This is a genomic window from Stenotrophomonas sp. SbOxS2 (assembly GCF_013416715.1).
GTDB lineage: Bacteria > Pseudomonadota > Gammaproteobacteria > Xanthomonadales > Xanthomonadaceae > Stenotrophomonas > Stenotrophomonas lactitubi.
The window spans coordinates 359,414-373,414 of sequence record NZ_JAAVXD010000007.1 but is presented as its reverse complement, the minus strand read 5'-3'; the positions used below and the strand labels follow the sequence as shown (position 1 = coordinate 373,414).

The window sequence follows — 14,001 nt, the reverse complement described above, 5'->3', positions numbered from 1 at the left end:
GCGCTGACATGGACTCTATTACGTGGCTGCCCGTTGCCTGGTTCGGCGTCATCAGCTTTGGTGTTCTGATGTATGTGGTTCTGGATGGCTTTGTGTTGGGTATCGGCATTCTGGCGCCGTTTGCCGAGGACGAAGAACAGCTAGATGTCATGATGAATACCGCCGCCCCAATCTGGGACGGTAACGAAACCTGGCTGGTGCTGGGCGGCGCTGGATTGCTGGCGGCGTTCCCCAAGGCTTACTCCGTGCTGCTTTCGGCGCTTTACCTGCCAGTGCTCTTGCTTCTGGTATCGCTGGTTTTCCGGGGGGTGGCCTTTGAGTTCCGGTTCAAGGCCCATCGTTCGAAGCGCCTCTGGAGCGTCGCCTTTGGCCTCGGCTCACTGTTGGCAGCGTTCTCGCAGGGCGTGATCCTGGGCACAGTGGTGCAAGGCGTGCCGGTGGTGAATGACGCATACGTCGGGGGCCCCTTCCTGTGGTTCAGTCCCTTTGCCATGCTCACCGGTGCCGCGCTGGTGGCTGGCTATGGCCTGCTCGGCGGTACGTGGCTGATCCTGAAGACGGAAGGGCGGACCCACGCCTTGGCCAGGCGCTTGACCCGCCCGCTGGTGGTCGCGGTGATTGTGGCGATGGGGCTGGTCAGCAGCTGGCTCCCGTTCCTCGACCTGCGGTTGATGGCCCGATGGTTCAGTGACGGGAACTTCTGGTGGCTGTCCCCTGTCCCGCTGCTCACTCTGGCCGTCGCCGTAGCCCTGTGGCGGGCCGAGAAGCGTCCGGCACATCACTTGGCACCCTTCGTGCTCAGCCTGTCTCTGTTCATTCTTGGCTATCTAGGTCTTGTGCTTGGAATGTGGCCCTATCTCCTGCCGCCGACACTGACGCTCTGGGAGGCTGCGGCACCCGCATCCTCGCTTGGCTTCAGCTTGGTCGGTCTGGCGGTCATGCTTCCCGTTATCTTGGGCTACACCGCGTGGTCCTACCGTGTCTTCCGCGGAAAAGTTAGTGCTGAGACCAGCTATCACTGAACACGTAACACAGCTTGGATCTTAGGCGCTGGACATAAAGCAGCAAGGGCGCAACCGGATTCCGTTGCGCCCTTGCCCTGTCTGCCATTGGCGCGTTGAATGACGCGTCAAATTGCTCTTACTTGTCCTTGACTTCGGTGAAGTCCGCATCCACGACGTCATCTCCGCCGCCGGCACCGTGGTCAGGACCACTGCCTCCTGGCTGCGGCTGCTCTTGCGACGTGGCCGCTGACAGAAGCGGAGCAGCCACACGCTCCAGCGCCTGCGTCTTCGACTCAATCTGGGATCTATCTTCGCCCTTCATCGCCAACTCGACGCTGGACAGTGCCGCTTCGACTTCGCCGATGACTTCGCCGCCGACCTTGCTTCCATGTTCGCGGACCGCATTCCGCACCGTGTAGACCAAGGCATCGGCTTGGTTTCGGGCAGCAACCAATTCCTGAAACTTCAGGTCATCGTCACGATGCTTCTCTGCATCGCCGACCATGCGTGCGATCTCTTCCTCGGACAAGCCCGAGCCGGCCTTGATCTCGACCTTCTGTTCCTTGTTGGTCTTCTTGTCCTTCGCCGACACGTGCAGGATGCCATTGGCATCGATATCAAAGGACACTTCCACCTGCGGCAGGCCGCGCGGAGCCGGCTCGATGCCGGTCAGGTCAAACTTGGCCAGCGACTTGTTGAAGCGGGCCTGTTCGCGCTCGCCCTGCAGGACGTGGACAGTTACAGATGGCTGATTATCCTCTGCGGTCGAGAAGGTTTGTGACGCCTTGGCCGGAATGGTGGTGTTCTTCTCGATGATCTTGGTGAACACCCCACCCATGGTCTCGATGCCCAGCGACAGCGGAGTCACGTCCAGCAACAGCACGTCCTTGACGTCGCCGGCGAGCACGCCGCCCTGGATCGCCGCACCCAGTGCCACAGCTTCGTCCGGGTTGACGTCCTTGCGCGGCTCCTTGCCGAAGAACTCAGTCACCGCCTGCTGCACCTTCGGCATACGGGTCTGGCCACCGACCAGGATCACGTCGTCGATATCGCTCGAACGCAGGCCAGCATCGTTCAGGGCGACGCGGCACGGCTCGATCGACTTCTTGATCAGGTCGTCCACCAGGGCTTCAAGCTTGGCACGGGTCAGCTTGATGTTCAGGTGCTTCGGACCCGACGCATCAGCGGTGACGTACGGCAGGTTCACTTCGGTCTGCTGGGCGCTGGACAGCTCGATCTTGGCGCGTTCTGCGGCGTCCTTCAGGCGCTGCAGGGCCAGCGGATCCTTGCGTAGGTCAATACCCTGCTCCTTATTGAACTCATCCACAAGGTAGTCAATAACCCGCTTGTCAAAGTCCTCACCGCCCAGGAAAGTGTCGCCGTTGGTGGCCAACACTTCGAACTGCTTTTCACCGTCGACAGTGGCAATCTCGATCACCGAGACGTCGAAGGTGCCGCCGCCCAGGTCGTACACCACGATCTTGCGATCCTTGTTGTCACCCTTGTCCAGGCCATAGGCCAGCGCAGCCGCGGTCGGCTCGTTGATGATGCGCTTGACGTCCAGACCGGCGATGCGGCCGGCGTCCTTGGTGGCCTGGCGCTGGCTGTCGTTGAAGTAGGCCGGCACGGTGATGACCGCTTCGGTGACCTTCTCACCGAGGAAGTCCTCGGCGGTCTTCTTCATCTTTTCCAGCACCTTGGCCGAGACTTCCTGCGGCGCCATCTTCTTGCCGTCGCTGGTAGCCACCCACGCATCGCCATTGTCGTGGGAAATGATGCTGAATGGGACCAGGCTGAGGTCCTTCTGGACCTCAGGATCCTCAAACTTACGTCCAATCAGGCGCTTTACGGCGTAGAAGGTGTTCTTCGCGTTAGTGACCGCCTGGCGCTTGGCAGGTGCGCCCACCAGGATTTCCCCTTCCTTGGTGTATGCAACGATCGACGGCGTGGTGCGATCGCCTTCTGAGTTCTCAATCACGCGGGCCTTTGTGCCCTCGATGATCGCCACGCATGAGTTGGTCGTGCCCAAATCGATACCAATGATCTTGCCCATCATCTTCACCTTGGGTTGTCTGGAACTGCAATGCCACGAGCGGTGCTGGCCCCTTGTCGATATGGTCACCCCGCTCGGCTCTATCAGGTACTCCTGAAAACCAAATGCCCACCCTCATTGCCGACTTCGATGGTATCTCCGTTGACGAAGGCGCCAGACAGGATCTTCTGCGCCAGCGGGTTCTCCAGCTGTGCCTGGATCGCACGCTTCAGCGGGCGCGCGCCGTACACCGGATCGAATCCGACGTTGCCGAGCAGGTCGAACGCCGCATCGGAAACCTCCAACTTCAGCCCGCGCTCGGCCAGGCGCTTCTCCAGCCCGCGCATCTGGATGCGCGCGATCTGCTTGATCTGCTGCTTGTCCAGGGGGTGGAACACCACGATGTCGTCCAGGCGGTTGATGAACTCCGGGCGGAAGTGCGCCTGCACCACGCCCATCACCGCCGCCTTCATCTGTGTATAGGCCTCCGGGCTGTCGTCAGCGCTCATGTCCTGGATCTGGTGAGAGCCCAGGTTCGAGGTCATCACGATGACGGTGTTGCGGAAGTCCACGGTGCGGCCCTGGCCATCGGTCAGGCGGCCATCGTCCAGCACCTGCAGCAGGATGTTGAACACATCCGGATGCGCCTTTTCCACTTCGTCCAGCAGGATCAGCGAATACGGGCGGCGACGCACGGCCTCGGTCAGGTAGCCGCCTTCCTCGTAGCCAACGTAGCCCGGGGGCGCACCGATCAGGCGGGCGACGCTGTGCTTCTCCATGAACTCGCTCATGTCGATGCGGATCATCGCGTCGGCGCTGTCGAACAGGAACTCGGCCAGCGACTTGCACAGCTCGGTCTTGCCGACACCGGTCGGGCCCAGGAACAGGAACGAGCCGGCCGGACGGTTCGGATCGGACAGGCCGGCACGCGAGCGGCGTACCGCATCGGAGACGACCTTGATCGCCTCTTCCTGGCCGACCACACGGTTGTGCAGCACTTCTTCCATGCGCAGCAGCTTGTCGCGCTCGCCTTCGAGCATCTTGTTGACCGGGATGCCGGTCCAGCGCGAAACGACCTCGGCGATCTCCTCATCGGTCACGCGGTCCTGTACCAGCTTGAAGTCCTTGTGCTCGGCTTCCTGCGCGGCGGCCAGCTGCTTTTCCAGTTGCGGCAACAGGCCGTACTGGATTTCGCTCATCTTGGCGAAATCCTGGCGGCGCTGCGCAGCTTCCAGCTCCAGCTTGGCCTGCTCGACCTGTTCCTTGATCTTGGTGGCGCCCTGCAGCGCCGCCTTCTCCGACTTCCAGATTTCATTGAGATCGGAGAACTCGCGCTCCAGCGCATCGATGTCCTTTTCGAGATCGGCCAGGCGCTGCCGCGAGGCTTCGTCCTTTTCCTTCTTCAGCATCTCGCGCTGGATCTTTAGCTGGATTACCCGGCGTTCCAGGCGATCCAGCTCCTCCGGCTTGGAATCGATCTCCATGCGCAGTCGCGAGGCGGCTTCGTCCATCAGGTCGATGGCCTTGTCCGGCAGCTGGCGGTCGGTGATGTAGCGATTGGACAGCGTGGCCGCCGCGACGATGGCCGGGTCGGTGATCTCCACGCCGTGATGCACGGCGTACTTTTCCTTCAGCCCGCGCAGGATCGCGATGGTGTCCTCCACCGACGGTTCGCCCACGAACACCTTCTGGAAGCGGCGCTCCAGCGCGGCATCCTTCTCGATGTACTTGCGGTACTCGTCCAGCGTGGTCGCACCGACGCAGTGCAGTTCACCGCGCGCGAGTGCCGGCTTGAGCATGTTGCCGGCATCCATCGCACCGTCGGCCTTGCCCGCGCCAACCATGGTGTGCAGCTCGTCGATGAACAGGATGATCTGCCCTTCGCTCTTGGCCAGGTCGTTGAGCACGCCCTTCAGACGCTCTTCGAATTCACCGCGGAACTTGGCACCGGCGATCAGCGCGCCCATGTCCAGCGACAGCACGCGCTTGCCGCGCAGGCCCTCAGGCACCTCGTCATTGATGATGCGCTGGGCCAGGCCTTCGACGATCGCGGTCTTGCCCACGCCGGGTTCGCCAATCAGCACCGGATTGTTCTTGGTGCGACGCTGCAGCACCTGGATGGTGCGGCGGATTTCTTCGTCGCGACCGATCACCGGGTCGAGCTTGCCGCTCTCGGCGCGTGCGGTCAGGTCGATGGTGTATTTCTCCAGCGCCTGCCGCTGCTCTTCGGCGTTCTCCGACTGCACGTTCTCGCCACCACGCAGCTTGTCGATGGCGGCCTGCAGGCGCGCCTTGTCGGCACCAGCAGCGCGCATCGCCATGCCCAGCGTGCCGCCGTCTTCCAGCGCGGCCAGCACGAACCACTCGCTGGCGATGAAGGCATCACCGTTCTGCTGGGCCAGCTTGTCGGTGTGGTTGAGCAGGCGGTTGAGGTCGTTGCCGATCGACAGGTTGCCGGCCTGGCCGGATACCTTCGGCAGCGCTTCAAGCGCCTCGTCCAGGCGTTCGCGCAGGACCGGCACGTTGACGCCGGCCTGGGCCAGCAACGGCCGGGTGCTGCCGCCCTGCTGGTCCAGCAGGGCACTGAACAGGTGAACCGGTTCGATGATGCTGTTGTCGCGGCCTACCGCCAGCGACTGCGCGTCTGCCAGCGCCTGCTGGAAACGCGAGGTGAGCTTGTCCATCCTCATTCGACGACCCCGATCGTTGAAAAATGAAGGTGCAAGGAGGGTAGCGCCTACGGGATATCCGACAGCCCATCAGGGAACTTCAAGGGCTATTCAAGGCTTCCCAATGCTGGCTGCCCAGCCAGAACCGCATCGAATTCGTGAACAGCGTAGCCCGACGACCGATGCTCAGACAACGGCCAAAATGTCTGTGCTGACGGACAATCTGTCCGATCTAAAATCATCACATGGAAACAACATTGTGGCGCCCAGTCTCCTGCTACGGAGAGGCCATATGGCTCCTGAAGTACCCCGCGCCAAGCGACCCGGGACCCTCCCCCGCTTCTGGGGTTCTCGCTCGTTATCCCATCTATCGATGTACTGACACATGAGGTGGTGCTATGGCAGAGAAGGACATTCCCGGCATCCGTAAGTACGACGCGCCGGCAGGTGGTTGGGGGGCACTGCGTGCAACTGCAAAAGCAATCAGTGAACAGATGGTGGCACCTGAGGCAGCCATCACGCTGTTCCGGACAAACAAGCCGGAAGGCTTTGATTGCCCAGGGTGTGCATGGCCAGATCGTAAGCACACATCGACCTTCCAGTTCTGCGAGAACGGTGCAAAAGCCGTGACATGGGAGGCCACGAAGAAGCGGGTGACCCCGGAATTCTTCGCTGCCAACACTGTTACGTCACTGTTGGAATGGACGGACTATCAACTGGAAGATCAGGGCCGCCTAACCAGTCCCATGGCCTACAACCTGGAAAAAGACATCTTCGAGGCAGTTGATTGGGACCAGGCACTCAGTCGAATCGGCGAGATCCTGCGGTCACAAGCAGACCCGAACATGGTTGAGTTCTACACATCTGGACGCGCCTCCAATGAAGCGGCCTTCCTGTACCAGATCTTTGCGCGTGAGTATGGAACCAACAATTTCCCGGACTGCTCCAACATGTGCCATGAGGCGACCAGCGTTGGGCTCCCTCAGTCGATCGGGATTGGGAAAGGAACCGTCTCGTTGGACGATTTTGATTCCTGCGAACTGATCATCGCCATGGGACACAATCCTGGCACGAACCATCCACGCATGATGGGTACCCTGCACGAAGTGTCCAGGCGTGGCGCACCCATCATCGTATTCAATCCATTGCGCGAGAGAGCACTTGAGCGCTTTGCCGATCCGCAGGACGCATTGGAGATGGCGACCTTCGGTGCAACCGAGATTGCTTCGACCTATTTGCAGCCACGCGTCGGAGGTGATGCCGCGGCGCTGAAAGGCATCATGAAGGCTCTCCTTGAGATGGATGCCATCCACGGGGAGGCCGCCAACATCCTCGATCGCGAGTTCATAAGTGGGCACACGCACGGCTTTGAAGCCTTTGCTGACGATCTGCGCTCTACTGTTTGGAGCGATATCGTGACCCAGTCCGGCCTATCCGAAGACGACTTGCGCAAGGTCGCAGCAGCCTACGCCAAATCCAACGCAACCATCGTTACCTATGGGATGGGTGTGACCCAGCACAGCACAGGAACCGAGAATGTTCAGCAGATTGCAAACCTCCTGCTGTTAAGGGGAAATTTTGGGAAGCCTGGCGCGGGCATATGCCCATTGCGGGGGCATTCAAACGTCCAAGGGGATCGCAGCGTCGGGATAACCGAAAAGCCTAGCGCAGACATGATCGACAGGATCGAGAAGCGATTCGGATTCCGTGCCCCAAGCCATCACGGTCACGACGCAGTTGCTGCAATGCAGGCCATCATTGACGGCCGCTCAAGGGCTCTCATATGCCTCGGCGGCAACCTAGCGGTTGCTCTGCCGGACTCAGACGCTTGCTTTGCAGGCATGCGAGGGTTGGAGCTGTCCGTGCACATTGCGACCAAGTTGAATCGAAGCCATTTGCTGGTCGGGAAGAACACATTCATCCTGCCGTGCTTGGGCAGAACCGAGCAGGATCTGCAGGCGACGGGTCCCCAAGCAGTGACGGTCGAGGACTCCATGTCCATGGTGCACGCATCGCGTGGAAAGTTGAAGCCCGCCTCCGATCTATTGCGATCGGAACCCGCAATCGTTGCAGGGATTGCCAGCGCCACCCTGCCGTCCAGCACGGTGCGCTGGTCAGACATGGTCGCAGACTACGACGTGATACGTGATGCAATTGAAGCAGTCTTCCCCGAATTCTCGGATTACAACGCCAGAATTCGCATCCCTGGTGGATTCCGCCTTCCTCTCCCTCCCACTGAGCGGGTGTGGCCGACCGCCTCGGGAAAGGCAGAGTTCATCCGATTCCAAGGGTTGGCCGAAGATCCGACACCAATTGACTCTGCAGTTCTAAAGCTCGCCACGCTGCGGAGCCATGACCAATACAACACCACAATCTACAGCCTCGATGACCGCTACCGCGGCGTGTTTGGCAGGCGCGACGTTGTTTTTATGAATGAAGAAGACATGAGTGAGCGCGGCATCCAGCAAGGCGATCAAATTCGCATAACCACTGCGCTCGACAATGAACAAAGCCGGGTCCTGGAGAACGTCATTGCCATTAGCTACAAGATCTCCCGCGGCTCCGTGGCAACGTACTATCCCGAGGGAAATTGCCTAATTCCGCTGAACTACATTGATCCGGTGAGTGGAACACCTTCGTACAAATCGGTACCGGTCCACATCACCTTGGCGTAGAGGGAGCTACCTCTAACTCAGGCATCCAATGGTGTGCTCCGGAGTTCGGCCACGGCGCGATGCTGGCTCGATGTAAGGTGGCGCTACAACCAGCTCCGATGGTCAGCAACGATCGTCAGCTCCATTCTGGGCCATCTCAGGGGCCTACCCGCTGTGGATCTGAAGAGCCTAAGCAGTTGATCCGCTCACGATCTTTCAGATGCTGCACTTTCTGCTGAGCTACGACGTGGAATGGCGCGACTTACAGTCGCGCCCTGATCCAGTTCATGCCCTTTCGAAGTTGTCTAGCAGCCCTACCGGATGATCGCCATACCTACCAGAACGGCTCAAGAGAATTTCCGGAAGCAAACTTCAGCAAGAAGCTAGGGTCAACCGCCTCCAAACTGATCGACTAGGCACCCTGCCCCGTGCAATTTGCAGGGAGCGCGGTCAGCAGACGAGAGGGAGAAGCCGCCTGTGTGCGCCTGGAAATGGGCGGCTCCCACTCATTCGTAGCATCTGCCGACAACAGCAATCCAATCCAGGCTCAAGCCAGGCAACTTCAGGCCAGGATGGTGATGCGCCAATCAATGCCAGATGGCGCCATCGGGCAGCGACTCTGGCTGGTCTACCATCAGTAGATAATCAGGAGCAGGATGACGCTGAGGGTCCAGCCCCGCGCGATAGGCTTGAATGACGTACTGGACCAGCGGGACCTCCACTTCAAACCGGAGACCTGAGGTGCCCTGCATGCACTCCTCGCACACCATCTCCCGTTGAGCGGCAGTGAGTTGCGGATGTGCGATGAGCCTAATGGAAGCCTTTGTGGCCCACTGGACGTCCTCATCCTTCCCAGGGAGATCCTGAAGGGCTACTGCCTCGACCTCAGTCATCCGACCCAGATTGAAATCACGGAACTGACCGGCCGCGATGCACCAAGCCCGTACATGCCAACGAGCACCTGCCTTAATCAGCGTGTGCGGGCGAATCGTACGACGGTGAGCAACCGGTTGACTCATGGACCGGTAAGTCATGCTGATTGCGCTACCGCTCCGGATGGACTCGTGTATGCGCGAGTGATCTGTATAGCTAATGCGCGTCCCACCTACTCCAACCATGGAGCTCGGCACTCCAGCTAGAACCTGCGCATTGGACGTGGCACCAATGAGCCGCTCGTACTCATCAAACAAACCGGACGTCAGATCAGGCCTCATTTGACGCTCACGCTCGTAGGCCTTAGTGCTTGCTGCTGGCGCACAGGCATTCGGATATCGCAACCTGAATGCGGCAATGTCCCGGCTAGCCAACGTTTCGTGGACATCAAACAGTTGCAGAAGGCGCGCGCGGGTGTGCACAGTCGGCGTCAGCGGGCCGGCGCGAGGTTGCCTGGATTTCAGGCGATGCCGCGACCATGCCTTACTCCGAGCCCGACCTCGACCACGTGGCAGGGCCGACCTAAAGGAAGAGGTTCGCAACCTCTAATGGCCACCTCGGCACCTGCGAGATCTGCTCGACCACAATCATCGATGGCCTGCCGGGCAGGAGCATTCCAGTCCCCAGAGCATTGATTACGCTCGTTTGAACTGCGGCGCCGCATACAGCCGCTCCATTGGCTTTGCCCCAACTTAGAAGCCGTGCATTGGCGCCGCACCAAATTCATGCCCTAGCGTTGTGCAATGTCCAACTACACAGCTTTGGCGCGCGCGCGATTGTGGTGCAACACCGCATCGATCCATAGATGAATCAATGAGATACAGATTCATAGTTTGGCGCGTGCAACAGCCGGTCTCCCAGGCTGACGTCCCGGGGTTCGTCTACCTGGCGCGCCACCAATCTCAGGCCTGCCACGGTTAGCTTCGGCCAACTTTGCATCAGCACGCCCGCGCCGTTGAACCCAGCGATCGTCTCCCGATAGATCTGCCGAGCTCACACACGCTTTCTCACCAGATATCGCGCCGGGCCGCAATCAGCCGCTCAGCCTCAGCTGACGCCGGCGCGTCCATCAAATCTGCGCGCCTGGGCTGCAACCGAGCACCCAGATTCTGGTCACGCGTCCGGCGAACGCAACAGGCCAGCGGCACCAGCAGGTTGGCGTGCATCGCATCAGCAAGCCACTGGGGGTGATGCGCACTTGCCGACGTTACCACTTGGAGCGGCCCACAACCCCCGTCCAATCGCCCGCTTCCGCACGCTCTCCAGCACCTGGCCCGTAAGCCTGGCGCAAATCGCTCACCTCGTCCCGTCACCCAATCAAGGAAGCTGCATGATGACTCGACTGCTGCACGACCGTTCGCCGCCCTCCCCTTCGCCCAACCCCTTGGCGATTGCCGTAATCAGTTCGCTGCTGCTGGCAACGGCGCTGCCCGCGATGGCCACCGAATCACTGGATGCCTGGCAGCAGCAGCGCCAATTGCAGGAAGGATGGGCGCAGCCGACGATCAGCAGCGTTACTGTTTCATCCGTTGCCGGCCCCGCCTCGGCGACGCTTGCGCCGGCAGCGGTCGCCAGCACTGCCATTCTTGGCAACGCTGGTGATCCAGGAAGCTGGCGCACCGATGAGTTCAAAGCGGACTGGGGTTTGGCTGCCATGGGCGCCGAGTTCGCCTACGCTCGCGGCCTGACCGCCAAAGGCGTCCGGCTGGGTGTTTTCGACGATGGCGCCGGCCTTGGGCATCCCGAGTTCGCAGGCAAGAACCATCGGAGCATCCGCCTGGCGGGCGTTCTTGCCGATGGCAGCTTGTGCCCGGCAGAAGTGATCGAAGGCCCCAACAGTTGCTTCAGGACCGATGGCGATCAGGTCCAGCTCACCTATCAGACCCTTGAGCCGCGATACGCCGCTTTGCTCAATCGAAACAACTATTTTGAAGGGGTCACCTATGGAACACATGGCACCCATGTGTCCGGGACGATCGCTGCCAATCGGGATGGCTCCGGCATGCACGGGGTAGCCTTCGGTGCCGACCTCAGTGTCGCCCGCCTGTTTTCCAACAGTGTGGCGCATCTCAGTGTTTCACCACGAATGACGCTCGAGCGAAGCTCCAAATCCGTCAGCGTCCCTACAGCGGCCTTCAGCCAGTTGTACGAACAGCTCGAACAACAGCAGATCCGGGCCATCAACCACAGCTGGGGGCTTGCTACCGAGCCGAGCACGGCCCAGCAGATGGACGTCTATCTGTCGCATGCGGTTTTCGCCGACAGGCTGGCCGTGATGGCCACCGCTTCGCGCAGGACCGGCCTCATTCAAGTATGGGCTGCAGGCAACACCGACGCGCCCAATCCATCTCCACAACAGGCGCCGATCGCAGGCATGTACGCCACGCTGCCGCGCGCCCAGAAGGATGTTGAGCCGTATTGGCTGGCTGTCGTGAACGTCAATGAAGCCCTGGAGCTGAGCAATCGCTCCATGCGCTGCGGGCTGGCCGCAAACTGGTGCTTGGCAGCACCTGGCACGGCAATTCTTTCCACAACCTATGGCGCCAAAACCAAGCTGGACGCCACGCTTTCCAAGGACAGCGCTGGCAACGTCACAATTGACACGCGGAGCCTGCTGCCGGACTACGACTACGTCAAGAAGAGCGGAACCTCGATGGCCGCTCCTCACATCACCGGCGCATTGGGCCTGTTGTTCGAGCGCTTCCCCTATCTGGACAACGCGCAGGTGCGTGACGTCCTGCTGACAACGGCGCGTGACCTCGGCGCGCCGGGGGTGGACGATGTCTATGGCTGGGGCATGGTCGATCTGCGCAAGGCCATCGAGGGCTATGGCTCGCTGCGCGTGGACACCGACGTGGCAATGAACCAGAAGGCCGGCGGCCTGAAAGTCTGGGAAGGTGATGCCTGGGACGACTGGACCAACGACATCGCAGGCCCCGGCAAGCTGACCAAGTCCGGCATCGGTTGGCTGCGCCTGAGCGGCGACAACAGTTTCAACGGTGCGGTACTGCGCGAGGGCACGCTGGAGTTGAACGGCAGCAACGCCCTCACCTCGGCAGTCGAGGTGCAGAATGGCCAGCTCCTGCTCAACGGCACTCTGGTTTCCACCGCACTGAACACCACCGGCGGCGTCAGCACGATCAGCGCCAGCGGCGTACTGAAGGACAGCAATCTGGTGGTCAACGGCGGCGTGGTCTCCTTCAACGGCACGCAGACCGGCGGCACCACCACGGTCGGCGCCAACGGCCTGCTGAAGGGCATCGGCACGCTCGGCAACACCCGCGTGGACGGCATCATCGCGCCAGGCAATTCCATCGGCACGCTGACCATCAACGGCAACTACGTGCAGGGCGCTACCGGCACCTATGCGGCCGAGCTCGCACCGGGCAGCCGCAGTGACCAGCTGCACGTCACCGGCACTGCGACGCTGGGCGGAACCTTGCTGGCACTACCCGAGCCGGGAGTGTATTACCTGGGCGAACAGTTCAACGTGCTGCGCGCCGATGGCGGCGTGAGCGGCCAGTTCGCGAAGACCGATTTCAGCGCGTTCTCGCCTTTCCTGCAGTTCAGTGTGGCCTACGCCGCCAATACCACGCGCATCGACGTGGCTCGCGGCGCCCTGCTGGCAACCGCGGCCAGTACGCCGAACCAGCGCGCCGTGGCCGCTGCTGCCGATACCCTCGCGATCAACCAGGGCCTTCCCAAGCCGTTGACCCAGCTGTTCCCTCAGCAGGTGGCGGCCGTACTGGATGGCCTGAGTGGCGAACTGCACGCTGCGACGCCGCTGGCGCTGGTCGAAAGCAGTCGCTATGTGCGTGATGCGGCGTTGTCGCGCCGCGTCGGCGTAGCCGCACCAGGCGCCGGTGGAAACGACGCCACCGGGGTCTGGGTGCAGGCGATCGGCGGCAACGGCAAGCTGGATGGCAATGCCGGAACGGCACGCACCGAAGCCAACAGCAACGGCCTGCTGGTCGGCATCGACCGTGAGTTCGATGCATGGCAGGTCGGCCTGCTGGCCGGCACCGGCCGCACCGACGTGAAGCAGCAGGATGGTCGGCGTGCCAAGTCGAAGATCGACAACGCCCACTTCGGCGCCTACGCCAGCCACAACTGGGGTGGCTTCGGCCTGCGCGGCGGCGTGGCCTGGAGCAAGCACGAGGTGGAAAGCACCCGCGAGGTGGCATTCGCGGGCTTCAGCGACACCTTGAGCGCGCGCTATGACGGCCGCACGCGTCAAGCCTTCCTTGAAGCCGGTTATCGCTTTGGCGGGCCCGAGGGCGGGTTGGAGCCGTATCTGCAGGTTGCGCGGGTGGAAGTGGACCTGAAGCGCATCAACGAGCACGGAGGTGCGGCGGCGCTGCGGGGCGAGGTCGACGACACCGGCACCACCGTGGCCACCGCCGGCCTGCGTTTCGACAAGGGACTGAAGGCCTCGTTCCAGCAGGAAAGCTGGCTACACCTGCGCGGCGCGGTGGGCTATCGGCGGGCCACTGGCGACCGCAGCCAGGTGGCCAACCTCGCCTTCGTCAACGGTGGCACCGCGTTTGCAGTCAGCGGCGCTCCCATTGCTGACAACGCGGTGGTCGCCGAACTGGGCGTGTCGGCATGGCTGAGCCCACGCCAGCAGTTGGAACTGGGCTACAGCGGCCAGTTCGGCAGTGAAAGCCGCGACCATGGCGCGAACGCGCGGTGGTCGGTGCGGTTCTGAT

At 61.5% G+C, this 14,001-nt stretch carries 6 protein-coding genes; 3 read left to right on the top strand and 3 right to left on the bottom strand.

The annotated features are described in order from the left end of the window. Positions 1 to 8: 8 nt before the first annotated feature. The gene (gene cydB, locus HFK18_RS16395; RefSeq protein ID WP_100465344.1) at positions 9 to 1,022 is read left to right on the top strand and encodes a cytochrome d ubiquinol oxidase subunit II; all 1,014 of its coding nucleotides are present in this window, start codon (positions 9 to 11) and stop codon (positions 1,020 to 1,022) included. 118 nt (positions 1,023 to 1,140) lie between these two features. Here cydB and dnaK read toward each other — a convergent pair whose 3' ends face one another. Both dnaK and clpB read right to left on the bottom strand, forming a co-directional pair. Next, positions 1,141 to 3,057: a molecular chaperone DnaK gene (gene dnaK, locus HFK18_RS16390; RefSeq protein ID WP_180167041.1), complete on the bottom strand. Its 1,917-nt coding sequence runs from the start codon at positions 3,055 to 3,057 to the stop codon at positions 1,141 to 1,143. An 83-nt stretch (positions 3,058 to 3,140) separates the two neighbouring features. After that, the gene (gene clpB, locus HFK18_RS16385) at positions 3,141 to 5,726 is read right to left on the bottom strand and encodes an ATP-dependent chaperone ClpB (protein ID WP_180167040.1); all 2,586 of its coding nucleotides are present in this window, start codon (positions 5,724 to 5,726) and stop codon (positions 3,141 to 3,143) included. A 377-nt stretch (positions 5,727 to 6,103) separates the two neighbouring features. Here clpB and HFK18_RS16380 point away from each other — a divergent pair, with 377 nt between their 5' ends. After that, positions 6,104 to 8,380: an FdhF/YdeP family oxidoreductase gene (locus HFK18_RS16380; protein ID WP_180167039.1), complete on the top strand. Its 2,277-nt coding sequence runs from the start codon at positions 6,104 to 6,106 to the stop codon at positions 8,378 to 8,380. A 566-nt stretch (positions 8,381 to 8,946) separates the two neighbouring features. On the opposite strand, the gene HFK18_RS16375 is transcribed toward HFK18_RS16380, so the two are convergent. Then, entirely contained in the window at positions 8,947 to 9,477 is a 531-nt protein-coding gene (locus tag HFK18_RS16375) for a WYL domain-containing protein (RefSeq protein WP_257216316.1), read from the bottom strand. Positions 9,478 to 10,625: 1,148 nt separating this feature from the next. Between HFK18_RS16375 and HFK18_RS16370 the strand changes: the two genes are divergently transcribed. Continuing rightward, a complete protein-coding gene (locus HFK18_RS16370; protein ID WP_180167037.1) occupies positions 10,626 to 14,000 on the top strand; it encodes an autotransporter serine protease in 3,375 nt (1,124 codons plus the stop codon). Position 14,001: the final 1 nt, after the last annotated feature.